Source organism: Streptomyces sp. NPDC104581, from assembly GCF_055583685.1.
On sequence record NZ_JBVJNN010000002.1, the window covers coordinates 53,881 to 71,674 of the forward strand.

Annotated in this window: 15 protein-coding genes, 1 pseudogene and 1 riboswitch; of the genes and pseudogenes, 4 read left to right on the forward strand and 12 right to left on the reverse strand. The window is 71.5% G+C overall.

Annotated elements, in window-relative coordinates:
- Window positions 1-44: 44 nt before the first annotated feature.
- A complete protein-coding gene (locus ACZ61E_RS01840) occupies window positions 45-572 on the reverse strand; it encodes a DapH/DapD/GlmU-related protein (protein ID WP_469697117.1) in 528 nt (175 codons plus the stop codon).
- 113 nt (window positions 573-685) lie between these two features.
- Here ACZ61E_RS01840 and ACZ61E_RS01845 point away from each other — a divergent pair, with 113 nt between their 5' ends.
- Window positions 686-1,615 (forward strand): LysR family transcriptional regulator, encoded by a 930-nt coding sequence (locus ACZ61E_RS01845; protein ID WP_469696718.1) that lies wholly within the window; start codon window positions 686-688, stop codon window positions 1,613-1,615.
- A gap of 43 nt (window positions 1,616-1,658) precedes the next feature.
- Here ACZ61E_RS01845 and ACZ61E_RS01850 read toward each other — a convergent pair whose 3' ends face one another.
- The 4 genes from ACZ61E_RS01850 to ACZ61E_RS01865 form a co-directional block, all read right to left on the reverse strand.
- Entirely contained in the window at window positions 1,659-3,416 is a 1,758-nt protein-coding gene (locus ACZ61E_RS01850; protein WP_469696720.1) for a serine/threonine-protein kinase, read from the reverse strand.
- 59 nt (window positions 3,417-3,475) lie between these two features.
- Complete coding sequence (locus ACZ61E_RS01855; protein WP_469696721.1) at window positions 3,476-3,808, reverse strand: zinc-binding dehydrogenase; 333 nt, start codon at window positions 3,806-3,808, stop codon at window positions 3,476-3,478.
- Between the two features lie 183 nt (window positions 3,809-3,991).
- Complete coding sequence (locus ACZ61E_RS01860) at window positions 3,992-4,567, reverse strand: TerD family protein (RefSeq protein ID WP_469696723.1); 576 nt, start codon at window positions 4,565-4,567, stop codon at window positions 3,992-3,994.
- Window positions 4,568-4,897: 330 nt separating this feature from the next.
- Window positions 4,898-6,313, reverse strand: a complete 1,416-nt coding sequence (locus ACZ61E_RS01865; RefSeq protein ID WP_469696725.1) for a VWA domain-containing protein — start codon at window positions 6,311-6,313, stop codon at window positions 4,898-4,900.
- Between the two features lie 135 nt (window positions 6,314-6,448).
- Between ACZ61E_RS01865 and ACZ61E_RS01870 the strand changes: the two genes are divergently transcribed.
- Entirely contained in the window at window positions 6,449-6,715 is a 267-nt protein-coding gene (locus tag ACZ61E_RS01870; RefSeq protein WP_078074580.1) for a UBP-type zinc finger domain-containing protein, read from the forward strand.
- Here the strand turns inward: ACZ61E_RS01870 and ACZ61E_RS01875 are convergent.
- Together ACZ61E_RS01875 and ACZ61E_RS01880 are read right to left on the reverse strand one after the other, a co-directional pair.
- A complete protein-coding gene (locus ACZ61E_RS01875; RefSeq protein ID WP_469696727.1) occupies window positions 6,693-8,156 on the reverse strand; it encodes an ATP-binding protein in 1,464 nt (487 codons plus the stop codon). The two genes, ACZ61E_RS01870 and ACZ61E_RS01875, sit on opposite strands and share 23 nt — an antisense overlap.
- Entirely contained in the window at window positions 8,153-9,811 is a 1,659-nt protein-coding gene (locus tag ACZ61E_RS01880; protein ID WP_469696728.1) for an NAD(P)/FAD-dependent oxidoreductase, read from the reverse strand. Before ACZ61E_RS01880 ends, ACZ61E_RS01875 begins: the two co-directional genes overlap by 4 nt.
- A 304-nt stretch (window positions 9,812-10,115) precedes the next feature.
- Between ACZ61E_RS01880 and ACZ61E_RS01885 the strand changes: the two genes are divergently transcribed.
- Window positions 10,116-12,032 carry a right-handed parallel beta-helix repeat-containing protein gene (locus ACZ61E_RS01885; RefSeq protein ID WP_469696729.1) on the forward strand — a complete coding sequence of 639 codons (1,917 nt, stop codon included), beginning with the start codon at window positions 10,116-10,118 and terminating at the stop codon, window positions 12,030-12,032.
- A 443-nt stretch (window positions 12,033-12,475) separates the two neighbouring features.
- A riboswitch (cyclic di-AMP (ydaO/yuaA leader) is annotated at window positions 12,476-12,636 on the forward strand.
- Between the two features lie 4 nt (window positions 12,637-12,640).
- Window positions 12,641-13,384 carry a transglycosylase SLT domain-containing protein gene (locus tag ACZ61E_RS01890; protein WP_469696731.1) on the forward strand — a complete coding sequence of 248 codons (744 nt, stop codon included), beginning with the start codon at window positions 12,641-12,643 and terminating at the stop codon, window positions 13,382-13,384.
- A 120-nt stretch (window positions 13,385-13,504) separates the two neighbouring features.
- Here ACZ61E_RS01890 and ACZ61E_RS01895 read toward each other — a convergent pair whose 3' ends face one another.
- The 5 genes and pseudogenes from ACZ61E_RS01895 to ACZ61E_RS01915 all read right to left on the reverse strand — a co-directional run.
- On the reverse strand, window positions 13,505-14,458 hold the full coding sequence (locus tag ACZ61E_RS01895; protein ID WP_469696733.1) for an SRPBCC family protein: 954 nt from the start codon (window positions 14,456-14,458) through the stop codon (window positions 13,505-13,507).
- Complete coding sequence (locus tag ACZ61E_RS01900; RefSeq protein ID WP_469696734.1) at window positions 14,455-14,772, reverse strand: ArsR/SmtB family transcription factor; 318 nt, start codon at window positions 14,770-14,772, stop codon at window positions 14,455-14,457. The genes ACZ61E_RS01895 and ACZ61E_RS01900 overlap by 4 nt, the downstream gene beginning before the upstream one ends.
- Before the next feature lie 55 nt (window positions 14,773-14,827).
- On the reverse strand, window positions 14,828-15,664 hold the full coding sequence (locus ACZ61E_RS01905) for an alpha/beta fold hydrolase (protein WP_469696736.1): 837 nt from the start codon (window positions 15,662-15,664) through the stop codon (window positions 14,828-14,830).
- A 32-nt stretch (window positions 15,665-15,696) separates the two neighbouring features.
- Window positions 15,697-16,974: a YeeE/YedE family protein gene (locus ACZ61E_RS01910; protein ID WP_469696737.1), complete on the reverse strand. Its 1,278-nt coding sequence runs from the start codon at window positions 16,972-16,974 to the stop codon at window positions 15,697-15,699.
- Between the two features lie 201 nt (window positions 16,975-17,175).
- A pseudogene (locus ACZ61E_RS01915) lies at window positions 17,176-17,622 on the reverse strand (TetR-like C-terminal domain-containing protein); the annotation flags it as partial.
- Window positions 17,623-17,794: the final 172 nt, after the last annotated feature.

The window sequence follows — 17,794 nt, forward strand, 5'->3', positions numbered from 1 at the left end:
GGAGGGCGGCGGAGGCCGGACGCGGCCCCGCCGCCCGGCCGGTCTCAGCCGATCGCCTTGATCACCCGGGCGGGCACTCCCGCGACCACGGTGCCGGCGGGAACATCACGGGTGACCACGGCGCCGGCGGCGACCACCGCGCCGGCGCCGACGGTCACCCCTTGCGTGATCACGGCGGCTGCCCCGATCCACACGTCCTCCCCGATGACGATCGGGGCGAAGGAGAGGTACTCGCGGCGCTCGGCCAGGGGCAGGGGGTGGCCCCCGGTGACGAGGCTCACCCTCGGGGCGATCATGACGCCGTCGCCGATTCGGATGCCTCCCCTGTCCATGAAGGTGCATCCCTGGTTGACGAAGACGTTCTCCCCGAACGTCGTGTTGAGCCCGTACTCGGTGAAGAACGGCGGGTAGATCACCACCGACTCCGGCAGCGGGCCGCCGAACACAACCGAAAGTAGTTCCGCGCGGCGCTCGCCGTCGCTGAACGGAAGCACGTTCAGCCGGGACGTCGCATCGGTCACCTCGGCGATCCGTTCCGCATGGCGCGCGAACTCCTCGGTCCGGACATACATGACCTGCTCTGTGCGGGTAGACATGCGCACATCCCACCACCGTGCGGAACCTCGATCAAACAACCCCGCACCGCACCGGCCACAACCAACAGGTGTGCGAGTAGAGTGCGAGCGTGGACACTGAAGCGCTGCGGACGTTCGTCGCCGTCGCCCGGACCGGCCAGTTCCAGGCCGCGGCCGACGAGTTGGGGATCAGCCAGCAGGCGGTCTCCAAGCGGATCGCGGCCCTGGAGACGCACACCGGGGTCACCCTCCTGGTGAGGACCTCCCGGGGCTCGCGGCCGACCGTGGACGGGCAGGTGTTCCTGCCGCACGCCAAGAAGGTCCTGGCGGCCGTCGCGCTGGCCGAGCAGGCCGTGCGCCCCGGCAGCCGTCCCCTGCGCGTCGATGTCCTCAACCGGCGCATCGCCCCGGCCCAGGCCGTCTACCGGTTCTACCGCTCCCACCCCGGGACGGACCTGGACGCGGTCACGCTGGGCGGCGAGAACGCCTCCCAGGCCGCACGGGCGGTGCTCGAAGGGACCGTCGACGCGTCCTTCCGCGCCCTGCCCGCGGACCGGGTCCCGGCCGGGATCAGCGTCGAACGGCTTCTGGACACACCCCTGGAACTCCTGGTCGGACCCCGCCACCCGCTGGCCGACGCGCCCTCGGTCAGTCCCTCGGACGTGGCCGGCCACCGCGTCTGGATCCCCGGGATCAGACCGGACACGGAGTGGGCGGCGTTCTACCGGGCGCTGTCCGAAGCGTTCGGCCTGAGTATCGACGCGCTCGGCCCCGACTTCGGCGACGAGGCCCTGATGGACTCGCTGGCCGACTCGGCCTCGCTGGCCACGCTCGTCGGCAGCGAGGACCGGTACCTGTGGCCCCGGAACCACGACCTGCGGCGCGTCCCGTTGCACGGTCCGACCCCGGTCTACCCGCACATGCTGCTGTTCCGCAGCGGAGACCGGCACCCCGCGCTGACCGCGCTGCGCGACCATCTGCGCACCGCGGCCCCGCGAACCCCGCACGACGTGTGGACCCCGGACTGGGCGGCCCGCTGACCGGAGCGCCGGCGGGCCCCGCCGACCGGACCGAACGGGGCGGCTACGCGTGGAAGCCGTTGCACACGATGGACGTGTACTTCGTGGGTCCGCCCTCGACGTGGTAGATCACCACGGTCCAGTCGCCCGGATCGTCGCTCACCGGGATCGCGTCGACCGTCCGTGTGCCGAAGTGGGCCCGGAAGTCATCCGGGTACTGGAGCTTGACCGTGCCGCCCGAGGACCACTTCGAGTAGAGGTCGACGGGCGCGCTGGTGAATCCGATGCCCTTCCCCGCCGACTTGAGGGGGCGTCCGGTGGCGCGGTCGGTCTCGTGCGGAGGGCGTATGCCGACGGAGACGTAGTACGGCGCGGGGCGCTTCCCCTTCCCCGCGTCCTTGGGGCGGAAGGCCACCGAGGCGGTGCCCGAGCCTGTGGTGTGCGAGACGGAGGACCGCATGTCCGCCGGCGGCGAGGAGTCGGCGACACTGCCCAGGTCGCAGAAGCCGATGCCCTGGGACGCCTGTTGCGGATCGTCCGACAGGGCCCAGCGGTCCTGCGAGACGCGGTCGTTCGCGATGTGGTCCGGTGGGCCCTGCGCCGGATCGTCCTTCGCGTCGTCTTCCGTGTCGTCCTCTGTGCCGCTCCCCGTGCCGTCCCCGGCGGTCGGTCCGGACGCGGCGGCTCCCGTGGTGCCCGCCTCGGGGTCCTTGCCGTTGTCCTGTCCGGGGAGCAGCCAGAGCCCCAGCGGCACGGCGAGCCCCAGCGCGCACACCGCGAGCCACCCCTTGCGGCGTCCTGGGCGGGCGGCGGGGGACGAGGGCGAGGGCGAGGCGTACGGGGTGGTTCCCTCGTACCCCCAGCGCGCGGGAGCGGGCTCCGCTCCGGGCCCGGGTCCGGGAGCCGGCCCGGGTTCGGGCCCAACCGCCTCTGCCCGCCCCGGCGTTGCCTCCGGCGCGCCCTGGGGTACGGCCTCGGGGTCACGGGCCACCGACCGGTAGTGCGCGTCCGCCGCCAGCGCCGAGTCCACCGCGCATCCCGCGATCACGGCGGCGAGCCCGGGCCGTCCGGCGGGGTCCTTGGCGACGCAGCGCCGGATCAGCGCGGCCAGGTCGTCGCGTACGCCCACCAGGTCGATGTCCTCGTGAACGGTCCGGTAGCTCACCGCCGGGGCTTCTCCGCCGCCGAAGGGTGGACGGCCCGTCGCGGCGTGGGCGAGCGTCGCTCCCAGCGCGAAGACGTCCGCCGCCGGGCCGACCTCGTTACGGAGGAGAACCTCGGGCGCCGCGTACCCGGGTGTTCCCGGCGCCATGCCGACCTGGGTGAGGAGCGTCTGTTCGACACCCCGGGCGATGCCGAAGTCGATCAGCTGCGGCCCCTGCGGCGCGAGGATGACGTTCTGCGGCTTCAGGTCCCGGTGCGTGACCCCGTGGACATGGACCGTGGCCAGCCCCTCGGCGAGAGCGGCGAACAGCCGCAGCGCGCTCTCGGGCGGGAACGGGCCGCTCTCGATGACGGCGGCGCGCAGAGTGGGGCCCGGCACGTACTCGGTGGCCAGCCAGTACGGCGACGCGTCGAGCGACGCCTCGATCAACTGGGCGGTGTAGGGGCTGCGTACGGTCTCCACCGTCGCGGCTTCCCGCCGGAACCGGGCCAGCGTCTCCGGATGGTCACTGATCTCGTCGCGGATCACCTTCACCGCCACCAGCCGGCCGCCCGGCGAACGGCCCAGATACACCTGTCCCATACCGCCCGAGCCGAGCCGGGCGATTATCTGCCACACGCCTATTCGCGCGGGATCTTCGGGTCGCAGCTCATCCACGGCACGACCTTGCCACACCAGGACCGCCGGCGGACGGCGAGGAATGTACCAGGAACGTACTAACGCCCCCTGCCGGTAGCGGTGTTGGGCCCCGGGCACGCGGCGAAGCGGGAGGCCCGGCCGAACGTGCCGGGACGGGGCAGGGGTGGCGGCCCCGGCATCACCCCGCCGCCCGGTCCGCGCATCCGCAGGACGATCTTGCCCCGGCTGTGCGGCGGGGCGAGCGCCGCGTACGCCTCCCGGACCTGCTCGATGGGGTATGTCGCGCTGACGGCGACCTCGATCGCGCCCTCGGCACCCTTGTCGCCCCGGCCGCGCGCGATCGGCACCGCGCCGGGGGAGGCCGGCCACTCGTGGTTGGCCTCATCTCGCCCGCCCGCCCGGCAGTTCATCCGGGGAATACGAGATGTGCCCGTTTCTCGCCTTTCCGTCCCGCGAGGTGACCTCGGCTGTGGACCGGTCGGCGGCGCGAGGCGAAGCGGTGGGCCGGGAGGTACCGGGCGGCCCGGAAAGCGCGACGCCGCCGGACCCGGAGGAGTCGTCAGGTTTCCGGGTCCGGCGGCGTGCCGTTCAGCTCAGACGCCGACGCCGAAGTCGGTGGCGATGCCCGAGAGGCCGGAGGCGTAACCCTGGCCGACGGCGCGGAACTTCCACTCGGCGCCGTTGCGGTACAGCTCGCCGAAGACCATCGCGGTCTCCGTCGAGGCGTCCTCGGTGAGGTCGTAGCGCGCGAGTTCGGCGCCGCCGTCCTGGTTCACGACGCGGATGAACGCGTTGCGGACCTGGCCGAAGCTCTGCCCGCGCGACTCGGCCTCGTGGATGGAGACCGGGAACACGATCTTGTCGACCTCGGCCGGGACGCCGGCGAGGTTGACCTTCAGCGACTCGTCGTCGCCCTCGCCCTCACCGGTGAGGTTGTCACCGGTGTGCTCGACCGAACCGTCAGGGCTCTTGAGGTTGTTGTAGAAGATGAAGTGCTGGTCGGAGGGGACCTTGCCGGCCGCGTTGACCAGCAGCGCGCTCGCGTCGAGGTCGAAGTCGGCGCCGGTGGTGCTGCGCGCGTCCCAGCCCAGGCCGACGAGCACCGCCGTCAGGCCCGGCGCTTCCTTGCTGAGCGAAACGTTGCCGCCTTTGGAGAGGGAAACTCCCACGATCTTCTCCTGGTGCTCGAAGGTAATGACTGAGCAAAATCTACAACACTGTAGAAAATATCGGCCGCGCGGGGGAGCGGCGTGGAAGCGGCCGTACGGGCGGAGCGGTGCGGGGGGTACGCCCCGCCCCCCGCACCGCCGACTGCCGGCCGTAGCGCTTGTGCTTCTACAGCACTGTAGAAACTAACAGTACGGGTGCGGTGACACGGACGGGGGGCGATTGCGGACAGGACGGCGGAAAGGCCCTGCCCGGCTCTCTGCCCCGGCGGCTCGTGCGGCGACCCGGGAACAGCCGCCGCACGCGGGCCCATGCCGCCCGCTACGACCCGCTCAGCGCAGGATCCCCGCCTGCCTCGCCTCCCGCAGCCATGACGGGAACTCCGACAGGAGCCGGTCGTACAGCTCCGGATCCGAGACGCGCTCGATGTCGTCCACGGCGAAGAAGCCGACGTTGTCGACACGGCGGCCCGCCATCGTGTCGAAGCGTTGCAGCACCCCGTAGTTGGCCCTGCCGAGACCGACGAACTGCCAGAACACCGGCTCCTCGACGGCCGCGCGCAGCTCCCGTTCGATCTCCGCGTCGCGGTACACGCCGCCGTCGGAGAAGAACAGGACCAGGGTCGGCGCGGGCACGGGATTCTCGCGCACGTACGCCCGCACCTCCGCGATGACCTTCTGCTCCTCGTTCTGGAAACCGACCGCCCGCATGTCGACCTGACCCGGCACCAGGCCCCTCTGCGGCTTCTTACGGCCGAAGAGGCTCATCTGTCCCACCCGCACATGCAGCCTCAGCCACTCGGGCAGCTCGCCGATCACCAGATCGGGCAGCCGGGCCGGGTTCGTGGCGAACGTCCACGCCTGCATCTCGCCGTCGTCGTCGAGTTGCGCCGCGACGGCCGCCATCCGCTCGGCGACGTTCTTCACCACGCCGCGCGTGTAGAGCGCGCTCATCGAGCCCGAGGCGTCCAGGACGAGGACGACGCGCGCGACGACCCCGGTGACGCCGTGCTTGTCCAGGCTGACCGCGACCTGTTCCTTGCGCAGCGAGAGGCGCTTGCGCATGTCGACGGGAAGCCGCTCCTCACCCTTGGTGAGCCGGGTGCCGGTCCGGGCGGGCGCGGCAGCGGCGGGGGAGGGGGCCGGGTGAGCCGGGGGCGCGGCCGGCGCCCGTGGCGGTATCGGCGCCGCAGGCGGTACCAGCGCCATGGCCGGGGGCGACACCGGTGGCGGCTCCTCGTCGACCGTGATGCCGAAGTCCGTCGCCAGCCCCGCCAGCCCGCTCGCGTACCCCTGCCCGACCGCCCGGAACTTCCACGCGCCGCCCCGCCGGTACAGCTCCCCGCTCACATACGCGGTCTCCGAACCGGCCTCCATGTCGAAACGCGCCAGCTCCGCGCCCGACGCCGCGTCCAGCAGCCGCAGCCGCAGGCCGGGCACCTGCCCGAACGTGCCGCCGTCCGCTGACGCGCACAGCACCACACGCTCGATGCCCGGCTCCAGCCCCGCGAGGTCCACCTCCACCGAGTCGGCGCCGGGCTGCTTGCCGACGTGGCGTACGGCGCCGGAGGCGTGGTGCGGCTGGTTGTAGAAGATGAAGTCGCCGTCGGAGCGCACCTGTCCGGCGTCGGTCAGCAGGAGGGCGGAACCGTCCACGTCCGGTACGCCCGGCCCGGCCGACCAGCTGAGGACGGCCCGCACGGAGGGGGCCGTCACCGGGAGATTGGCGCCTTTGCTCAGTGTCGTCACGGCAGCCAGTCTGCCGCCCCGGCGGATCCGGAGTCTCCGGACCTGACGGACTTCGCGGACTTACGGGGCCCCGCGGGCCCGCGGCCCCGGCCTCTCCGACGCGCCCCCCGCGCCCCGCCGCAGTACGGTGGCGGCATGGGTACATGTACAGATCTCGCCAACGCGACTGCTGACGTGGCGCCCCTCTCGCGCACCGACGAATGCGTCGACTGTGTCGCACTCGACCGTCGGGACTGGGTCCATCTGCGTCTCTGTCTGTCCTGCGGACACGTCGGATGCTGCGACAGCTCACCGCTCCGGCACGCGACCGAACACTTCACCCAGACCGGCCACCCCGTCATGCGCTCCCTGGAGCCCGGCGAGGAGTGGCGCTGGTGCTTCACCCATCAGCTGCTGGGCTGACCGGCTCCCCGGCCGCCTCCTCCTCGATCGGCAGGCACACCTGGAAGCGGGTGTCGCCCGGCCGCGAGGTCACCCTGAGGTCCCCGTGGTGCTTGTTGACCACGATGCGGTAGGAGATGTCCAGCCCCAGCCCCGTACCCTCCCCGACCTGCTTGGTCGTGAAGAACGGCTCGAAGATCCGTGGCCGGACGTCCTCGGCGATGCCCACGCCCGTGTCCGCGATCTCGACCATCAGCCGCTTGTCCTCGCGCCAGGTGCGCACCGTGAGCGTGCCGCCGTCGGGCATCGCGTCCAGGGCGTTGACGATCAGATTCGTCCACACCTGGTTCAGCTCCGCGCCGTGGGCGGGGATCGACGGCAGGCCGTGGTCGTACTCCCTGACCACCCGTACGTCGTCCGGGATCTTGGCCTGGAGCATGGTCAGCGTGGCGTCGATCAGGGCGTGCACGTCCACGATCTGCAAGGGTGTCCGGTCGAGCTGCGAGTACTGCCGGGCCGCCCCGACCAGCTCCGAGATCCGCTCCACTGAGTCGTCGATCTCGCCCATCATCAGCTCGGTGTCGATGGTGTACGTGATCCAGCGCACCGCACCCTCGAAGTACTCGTCGCCCACCGTGGCCGCCGCGTCGCTCAGCCACGGCACCCCGATGCCCGCCGCCACCAGTGACGGCGCCAGGTCCCAGGGGCGGGCGAGTCCCCGCTCCTCCAGCCAGTCGCTGACGGTGTCCTCCGCGTCGGAGGTCTCCATCGCCGTCAGGTCGACGCCCGCCGCGGCACGCCGGACGGCGTCGTCCTGGAGCCCCACCAGCTTGTGCAGCGCGGCCCCGTCGAGCCTGCCGTCGGCGATCATGGCCAGCTTGTGCCGCATGCCGGTGACCCGTTCGCGCAGCCCGGCCGTCGCCCGCAGGGCCGCCGCCGCGGGATTGTTCAGCTCATGGGTGAGCCCGGCGGACAGCGAGGCCAGGGCCAGCAGCCGCTCCCGCTCGTTGACGATCGCGTTGGCCGCGCGCGTGCCGAAGAACAGCCCCTCCAGCAGATGCAGGGCCATCGGGAACCAGGTGCGCACCGCGTACGCGAACTCCTCGGCCGGCAGGACGAGGAACTCGGCGTCGCTGACCGCGCGCATCGTGTGCGGATACGTCTGGTCGACACGGTCGCCCAGATACGCCCGCGTCGCGCCGCTGTACACCCCTCGCTGGTCGGTCCTGTTGACCTCCACGTCGTCGCCGTGCAGGACCCGGTGGAGCGAGATCGCCCCGCTCAGCAGCACGAAGAAGCAGTCGGCAGGCTCCCCCTCCCGGTACACCACCTCACCGGCGTCCCGGCGTTCGACCCGGCCGCGCTCGGCCAGCCAGTGGAGCTGCTCGATGCTCAGCGACTCGAACAGGAAGAGGGTGCGCAGCTGCTCGGGTGTCAGCCGGTCCTCCGGGGTGGTGCTCACTGTGCCTCCAGATATCGATGCACCAGGGAGACGGCCATGGCGCCCTCACCGACGGCCGACGCGACGCGCTTGACCGAGGTGGCGCGCACGTCGCCCGCCGCGAAGACACCCGGGACGCTCGTCTCCAGGTGGTACGGATCGCGCGGCAGGCCCCAGCCCGCCGGGCGCCGTCCGCTCGTCATGAGATCCGTACCGGTGACGACGAAGCCGCGCTCGTCGCGGGTGACGGCCCCGTCCAGCCAGTCGGTGTGGGGCTCGGCGCCGATGAAGACGAACAGCCACGACGTCGGCACGCTCCTGCTCTGCCCGGACCGCGAGTCGCGCAGCGTCAGGCTCTGGAGATGCCCGTCGCCCTCCGCGCACGTCACCTCGGTCCACGGGTGGACCTCGATGACGTCGATGTCGTTGAGCTGGTCGATCAGATAGCTCGACATCGAACGCGTGAGATCGCCCTGGCGGATCAGCACGTGCACACGGCGGGCGTAGCGGGAGAAGTACACGGCCGCCTGCCCGGCGGAGTTGGCGCCGCCGACGATGTAGACCTCCTCGTCGGAGCAGTTGATCGCCTCGGTGACGGTGGACCCGTAGAAGACCCCGGTGCCGGTCAGCTCCGCCACGCCGGCCGCGCCCAGCCGCCGGTAGGAGACCCCGGTCGCCAGGACCACGGTGTGGGCGGTGACCGCGTTCTCCTCGCCGAGGCGCAGCACGCGGCCGGAGCCCGCCGCGTCGAGCGCGACCACCCGCTGGGTGCTGAGGATCTCCGCCCCGAACTTGAGCGCCTGGCGGCGGGCCCGCTCGGTCAGCTGCTGGCCGGACACCCCGTCGGGGAAGCCCAGATAGTTCTCGATCCGGCTGCTCTGGCCGGCCTGTCCGCCGGTCGCCCGCTGCTCCACCAGCAGCGTCCGGAGCCCTTCGGAGGCGCCGTACACGGCCGCGCCGAGACCGGCGGGCCCGCCGCCGACCACCACCAGGTCGTAGAAGCCGGAGGCCGGTACGGTGCTCAGCCCGACGTGCGCGGCCAGCTCCCGCTCGGAGGGGTTCACCAGGGTCTTGCCGTCTGAGGTGACGACCGCCGGAACGTCCGCCTGGCTGAGTCCGGCGGCGGCCAGCAGCCGGCCGCCCTCCGGCTCGTCCGAGATCAGCCACCGGTACGGCACGAGGTTGCGGGCCAGGAAGTCCCGTACGGCGAAGGACGGCGCCGACCACCGGTGGCCGACCACACGCGTCTCCGTCACCCCCGGGTCCGGGGTGGCCAGCCACAGTTCCAGGAGCGAGTCGATCACCGGGTAGAGGTTCTGCTCCGGCGGACTCCACGGCTTGAGCAGATAGTGGTCGAGGTCCACGACGTTGATGGCGTCGATCGCGGCCTCGGTGTCCGCGTACGCGGTGAGCAGCACCCGGCGGGCCAGCGGGAAGAGATCCATCGCTGCCTCCAGGAATTCCAGCCCGTTCATCCGGGGCATCCGGTAGTCGGCCAGCATGATCGCGAGCTGGTCCCCGCGCAGCTTGATCTCCCGCAGCGCCTCCAGCGCCTCCTCGCCCGACACGGCGCGTACGACCCGGTAGCTCTCGCCGTACTGCCGCCGGATGTCGCGGGCGACGGCCCGGGAGACGGCGGGGTCGTCGTCGACGGTGAGAATTGTCGGATTTGCCATATCTCCATCATGGCCCTTGGCGGCGCGAGGCGCGGTGGTCGGCGGACCGGTGGGGGTCGTCCGGCGCCGTCCGCTCCCGCCGTGCGCCAAGCCCGCTTCTGGCGCGGGCTGTTGACAAAGGCGTGACATGCTTGAAAACTCTCACTGCCTGACCGCAGGACCTGAACTGTGAAGCTCAATTATTTGCGGTTCTGTTGCAAGATCGGGGCAGTCGATCTGTCCCGGTTGGTCGTGGTCCTGCCGCTCCCCCCCACCACGGACCGGCATCCCTCACTCTGTCGACCCCACGGAAACAGAGGACACCATGAAGTCGAAGCACCTCCGACGGCGCCTGATCTCCAGCATGTCCATGACCGGACTGCTCGTCGTCGGTCTCCTGCCCGCCGCGTCCGCGTCGGCGGCCGGCCCGCCCGCGAAGGCCGGCGACACGTCGGCGCGCCCGGCAGCGGCCGAGCGCGGGGCCGCTCTCCCGTACGTCGAGTACGAGGCCGAAGCCGCCGACTACGACGGCACGCTGCTGGAGGCGGACCCGGAACGCACCTTCGGACACACCAACTTCGCCAGTGAGTCGTCGGGCCGCAAATCGGTACGGCTGGACAGCACCGGGGAGTTCGTCCAGTTCACCTCGGTCAACGAGGCCAATTCGATCGTCGTACGCAACTCCATCCCGGACGCGCCCGGCGGTGGCGGTATCGACGCCACCGTCAGCCTCTACGCCGACGGCGCGTTCGTGCAGAAACTGGATCTGTCGTCCAAGCACAGCTGGCTGTACGGCAACACCGACGACCCCGAGTCGCTGACCAACACGCCCCAGGCGGACGCCCGCAGACTCTTCGACGAGTCGCACGCGCTGCTGGAGAAGAGCTATCCGGCGGGCACCGAGTTCAAGCTCCAGCGCGACGCGGACGACGACGCGTCCTTCTACATCGTCGACCTGATCGATCTGGAGCAGGTGGCGCCCCCGGCCGCCAAGCCCGCCGAGTGCACCTCCATCACCGAGTACGGTGCCGTCCCCGACGACGGGAACGACGACACCGAGGCCATCCAGGACGCGGTCACCGCCGACCAGAACGGCGACATCGACTGCGTCTGGATCCCCGCGGGCCAGTGGCGTCAGGAGCAGAAGATCCTGACCGACGACCCCGACAACCAGGGGCAGTTCAACCAGATCGGCATCAGCGACGTCTCGATCCGCGGCGCGGGCATGTGGCACTCACAGCTCTACACGCTCACCGAGCCGCAGAACGCCGGCGGCATCAACCACCCGCACGAGGGCAACTTCGGCTTCGACATCGACGACAACACGCAAATCTCCGACATCGCCATCTTCGGCTCCGGCCGGATCCGCGGCGGCGGAGGCGCCGAGGGCGGTGTGGGCCTCAACGGCCGCTTCGGACAGGACACCAAGATCTCCAACGTCTGGATCGAGCACGCCAACGTGGGCGTCTGGGTCGGCCGGGACTACGACAACATCCCGGCGCTCTGGGGTCCGGCCGACGGCCTTGAGTTCAGCGGCATGCGGATCCGCAACACCTACGCCGACGGCATCAACTTCACCAACGGCACCCGCAATTCACTGGTGAACAATTCCTCCTTCCGTACCACGGGTGACGATTCGCTCGCCGTCTGGGCCAGTCGATACGTCAAGGACCCGGCGGTGGACATCGCGCACGACAACTCGTTCACCAACAACACCATTCAGTTGCCCTGGCGCGCCAACGGCGTCGCGATATACGGCGGTTACGGCAACAAGGTGCAGAACAACCTGATCGCCGATACGGCCAACTACCCTGGAATCATGCTCGCGACGGACCACGATCCGCTGCCCTTCTCGGGCGAGACCCTGCTCACCGGAAACGCGCTGCACCGCACCGGCGGCGCTTTCTGGAACGAGGACCAGGAGTTCGGCGCGATCACGATTTTCCCGGCGAGCCGCGACATCACCGGGGTGAAGATCAGGGACACCGAGATCTCCGACTCGACGTATGACGGCATTCAGTTCAAGAACGGCGGCGGCAACGTCCCCGACGTCGAGATCAGCGGTGTGTCGATCGACAGGTCGAACAACGGTTCCGGCATCCTCGCGATGGGCGGCGCCCGCGGCAACGCGACGCTCACGGACGTGACCATCACCAACTCGGCCGAGGGAGACGTGCTGGTCGAGCCGGGATCGAGCTTCGTGATCACGGGCGGTCCCGGCGCCGGGCGAACGGCCGGCTGACACCCCGTCGACGGCGGGGCGGGAGCCCCGCGGCGCGCCTTCCGTACGGCTCTGTGAGGGGAGCCGTACGGAAGGCGCTTTTCTGACACAAAGTGCATATCGCCAAAGGTGGAAGATTGTATTTTGTCCGCTTTGCGGAGCGGGTGTTATGTGCGCTCAGGAACCAACTTGTCCCTTTCTGGGCCGTGTTGTCGCCGGGCGGTTGCATCAATAGTCCGTGATGTGTGTCACAGATTTGGCGGGTGTGTTTCTCCCGTGTCCGTTCCCACCTCCCGTGCGGGAAAGGAAAGTTGAGGGTCCGTACCGCCGGGCGGGAATTCGAATTGTTCGCCATTGGATCAGTGAATGGCGGGGTGCGGTGAATTCAGGACTTGTTTCGCCCGGACGTTCTCGCTTACGTTCTCGTCATTCCGGGCGGAACGCCGAATCCTGCCGCTGCCCGGAAACCGCACCCACCCATTCACGTACGGCAGGAGCGGGGGACCCAGGTAAGTCGCCGGTCCGGCAATGCCGGACCGGCTCGGGGTGAAGCCGCGCCGAAAGCGCGGCCGGGCATCTCCCGCCCGAACCCGACAGCTCACCTCGCAGGCGACGGAGAGGATTTCGTCATGCCCGCACCGGGTAAGCACCGCCGTTCCCGCACCAGTCCGCTCGCCCGCCGCCTCATCGCCCTCGGCACCGGCAGCGCCGCACTCGCCCTGCCCCTGGTGGCCGCCACCACGGCGGGCGCCGCCCCCGCCCCGCAGCAGCCCGTCAAGGCCCCGACGGCCGCCACGGCCGCCGCGAAGGTGACCCACACCGTCGCGAAGGGCGAATCGCTGGCCAAGATCGCGGACGCCCGTTCCGTGAGCGGTGGCTGGAAGGCTCTGTACAAGACCAACCGCGCCGCCGTCGGCGAGGACCCGTCGCTGATACACCCCGGCCTGAAGCTGAAGCTCTCGGGCAAGCCGAAGGCGGCGGCCCCGACCGCGTCGACCGAGAACGCGCCGGGCGAGACCGGCGAAGCCGTCGAGACGGCCGCGAAGTCGTACACCAACGACCTCGACGGCTGGATCCGCGAGGCGCTGGACGTCATGGCGCAGAACGGCATCCCCGGTTCGTACGACGGGATCCACCGCAACATCATGCGCGAGTCCGGTGGCAACCCCCAGGCCATCAACAACTGGGACTCCAACGCGGCGGCCGGCACGCCGTCGAAGGGCCTGCTCCAGGTCATCGCCCCGACCTTCGAGGCGTACCACGTGCCCGGCACCGCGACCGACCCGTACGACCCGGTCGCGAACATCACGGCGGCGTGCAACTACGCGGCCGACCGCTACGGCTCGATCGACAACGTGAACGGCCCCTACTGATCGGGACGGTCATGGCGTGACCCCGAGGCCGGACGGACTGCGCGGAGCAGCCCGCCCGGCCTCGGGCTGTCCGCCGTCCGGGCCGGGCCGGGGCGGGCCGATGCGACGCCGTCCGGCGGCTCAGGAGGGACCGGCCGCCCCGCCGTCCCGGGCGTCCGCGGGCCCCGCCGCCAAGTCCGCCGCCAGGTCCCGCACCCGCGCCCGCCACGCCGCCTCCGCCGCCTCCGCGTCGAAGTCGTGCGGGCCCGTCTGGGTGAGGACCAGCCGGGGCCCGTGCCCCGTCCCGGCGCGCAGCTCCCAGCGGACCTCGCCCTCCGGCTGCCAGGCGTACGCGAGGACCTCCGGCGCCCGTACGTCCGTGACCGGCCCCGCCGGGATCTCGCCGGCCGTGAAGCCGGGCGGCGCCGGTGAACCGGTCAACGGCTCCGCCCCACCGGTCAGTCGGGCCCAGACGACCTCCGCGGGCCGGACGAGCTGGCGCTCGAACCGGACCCGGCGCCCGCCGTCCTCCGTCTTCTCGACGCGCCCCCGCGTCAGCTCGCCGAACCGGGCCATGTACACCTCGTGCAGCGTGCCCCGTGTGTCCCGCCCCACGTCCACGGGCCGCCCCGCGAGCAGTCGCTCCAGCGCGGTGACGCAGACCTGCCAGCCGGACGCGAAGCTCGCCGCCCCGAAACGGTCGCCGAAGGTGTGGACGAGGCTGAGCCGCGAGCCGTCCCCGTCCGGTGCGATCTCCCAGCGCAGATGGTCCTCGCCCCAGGTGAAGGCGAAGAGGCGCGGCTCGTCGACGTCGGTGACCCGCCCGGTCATGGCCGGGCCGGGACCCGGCTCGCCGGGGAAGTGGAAGCCGATCTCGCCGCCCGGCCGCAGATCCACGCTCACCTCGGAGGGGAACCACTTCGCCAGGTGCGCGGGCCGTGTGATCGCGTCCCAGACGCGCTGCGGCGGGTGCGCGAGCCGGCGCTCCATGCGCAGGGCGGTCCGCCCGCCGCTCTCGGCGGAGAGGGAGGACGGGAAGCCGTGGTCGCCGGAGCGGCTGTCGTCGGAGCGGCTGTCATCGGGGTGCGCGGTCATGGCGAATCGTCCTTCATCGCGTCGAGTTGCCGTTCGAGCGAGTCGAGCCTCCCGGTCCACAGATGCCGGTAGTGCCCGAGCCAGGCGTCGAGCTCCGCGAGTGGCTCCGGGGCCAGTTCGTACCAGCGGCGCTGGGCGTCCTGCCGGACCCGTACCAGCCCCGCGTCCCTCAGCACCCGCAGATGTTTCGAGGTGCCCGGCTGGCTGAGGCCGAGCCGGTCGGTCAGCTCGCCGACCAGATGGGGACGCTCCAGGAGGAGGTCGAGGATCCTGCGCCTGCTCGGCTCCGCGAGCACGTCGAACGGTATGGGCATGACCCGAACATACCTCTACGGTTATATAACCGCAAGGTTATTCAAGTGCGAGGCTCTACGGTCGCGCCAGCAGCCAGTCCATCGCCGACGGGCACGCGTCGAGGACCGAGACGTGCCCGTCATCGGGCCGTACCCACAGCTCCGCCCGCGGCAGACCCGCGAGCAGCGACGTGGCGTGCGAGGGGGGTACGACGCGATCGTGGCCGCCCTGCACCAGCAGGACGGGCGCGGCCACCTCCGCCAGGTCGAAGCCCCACGCGGTCGCGAAGGCGACATCGTCGTCGATCAGCCCGTCCGGCCCGGCCCGGCCCGCCTTCCCCGCGTCGTCGCCCAGCGACGACCACGCGCCCGCCAGCGCGGCGAAGTCGGCCGCGGTGAAGCTCGCGGGGTCGAACTCATCGGTCGCCGCGTACAGTTCGCGCGCCTCGCGCCCGTCCGCGGCGGACCGCAGACCGCCGGGCGACACCATTCCCTCGTACCAGTCGAAGGCCCGCGTGTACGGCGCGAGGCCCGCCAGGCAGACGACACCCGTCACCCGCTCCGGCAGCAGCGCGGCGCACGCCAGCGCGTGCGGCCCGCCGCCGGACGCCCCCATCGTGGCGAACGCCCCGATACCGAGCGCGTCCGCGATCCGCTCCACGTCGGCTGCGGCCGATGCCACGTTCCGGCCCGGCAGCGGGCTCGACCCTCCGTAACTGGGGCGGCCGTACGACACCAGCCGGATCCCGCGCGCCTCCGCCGCCGTGAGCAGCGGCTCCAGCGGAACACCGGTCTGCGGCGAGCCGTGGTGCCAGACGACGGTCGGCCGGTCCCCGCTCCCCGTACCGCCGCCACTGTCGTACGTCCGCAGCGTGCGTCCGTCGTTCAGTTCCAGACTCTGTTCGATGACCACCGCTCAAGCCTACGGCGCGCGGTCCGCCGGGCTCAGCAGATCCCGTCCCCCGGCTTGGGGTTGCCCAGCGCGAACAGCGGGCGCAGCCGCAGCCCCGCCCAGGTCCCGAGCAGCGCGGTCGCGCCCCAGATCCAGCCGTGCAGACTGCCCGAAGCGATGCCCGCGAGGTACGCGCCGATGTTGCAGCCGCCCGCCAGCCGCGCGCCGATCCCCATGAGTACGCCACCGAGCACCGCGGCCACGGCGGTGCGGCCGGGGATGCCCCGGTGCAGCGCCCATGTACCGCCGAGCGAGGCGGCGACGGCTGCACCGATCATGATCCCGATGTCGGTCAGGCTGTTCTTGTCCTTCAGCACGGGCCCCGCGAACATCTCCGCGTTGCCCGGCTGCTGCCAGAACGACCAGCCGGCGGGGTTGCCGCCGAGCGCGTCGACCACCCGCGAGCCCCACAGGCCGAACGCGCTGGTGACACCCCAGGGGCCGCCGGACACCAGCAGCACGCCGGCGCCCAGCACGGCCAGCGCCAGTGCGCCTACGGCCGGCGGCCACGAGCCGCGCAGCACGCGCGCCGCGCCCTTGGCGCTCGGCGGGGTGCTGATGGGCGGCGGCGTACGGCGTGCCTGTACGCGGCGGCTCACCAGCACGATCAGGCCCAGTACGGCGAGGGTGACCGCCCAGGAACCGAACCAGCCGACATGGTCGGAGAGGAGCACCGGGTCGAGCGCGGGCAGGTCCTTCCAGAGGTCGAACTGCCAGGCGGCGAGGGTCGATCCGGCGATGAAGCCGCCGAGTGTGAGCACGATGGACGACTGCCCCGAGCCCACCGCGAACAGCGTGCCCGAGGCGCACGCGCCGCCGAGCTGCATACCGATGGCGAAGACGAACGCCCCGACCAGCAGCCCGACACCGAGCGGTCCCGCCGACGGGGCGGGCACGGACCCGAACAGGCCGGTGCCGCTGCCGATGACCAGCGCGAAGAGGGTGGCTGTGGTGCCGAGGAGCAGGGCGTGGGCGCGCAGCCCCTGCCCATTGCCGACGGCGACCAACTGCCGCCAGGCGGAGGTGAATCCGAACCGTGAGTGGAACAGTGCCACGCCCAGACCGAGCCCGAGCAGCAGGAGCGAACCGGGCTTGGCGCCGTGCGTCGACCACACGTACGCGGTGAGCGCGACGGCCGACAGCCCGGATATGGCGAGCGGCACCCGGCGTACCGGGGGCGCCGGTTCGGCCTCGGGGGCGGGGGAGGAGGTCGGTGAGGGGACGAGCAACGCGGCGGGGCTGGTCCGGCGCGGGGGAGCGGTGGTGGTCACGACTGTTCTCCGAAGTCGGGTGGTCGGCGGTGGGGCGCGGGGGCTCGACTCAGGAACAACAGAGGTTGTCGTCGACGCACCACACCGAGTTCGCGAAGCACGCGAGACAGAGGAGGGCGGCGGGTGCGGACATGGCGGCGAGAGTAGCGCCGGAATTCGATTCCGTGCACACGTATCTCACGGACCGGACCCCGGACCCGCTTACGCCTGCGGGATCCGGCGGTTGATGTCCGCGGCCAAGTTCCGCATCGTCACGCGGAAGATCCCGGCCTGATGGTCACCGGGATACGCGGTGTGCCCGAACACCTCCAGGACGACCAGACCGTGCATCTGCCCCCACGCGCCGAGGAAGAGCGCGGTGGCGGGCGCCGGCAGTCCGTCCCGGCCGCCCGGCGACAGGCTCTCCAGACAGGTCCGCAGTTCGGCGGAGAGCGCGGGCGTCTCGGCCCCGGCGAGCTGTTCGGCCGTGCCGCCGCCGAACAGCTCCCTCTCGAAGACCGCGCCCATCCGGCGCACCGCCCGCGTGGTCGGGCCGTCGACGGGCGCCGTGCAATACCGCAGCGGTGTTCCGTACAGGAGCTGGAAGTGCTCGGGATGGGTGATGGCCCACCGGCGGCAGCCCTCGGTCGCGACCACCGGTCGGGGCAAGGCCGAGCGGCCCCGAGGACCCCGCGTCCCCTCCGCCGTCCGGTGACCGTGCCCCGGCCCCGGGGGGGGGGGGGGGGGGGGGGGGGGGGGGGGGGGGGGGGGGGGGGGGGGGGGGGGGGGGAGGGGGGGGGGGGGCGGGGGGGGGGGGGGAGAGAGAGGAAAGACGAGCAAA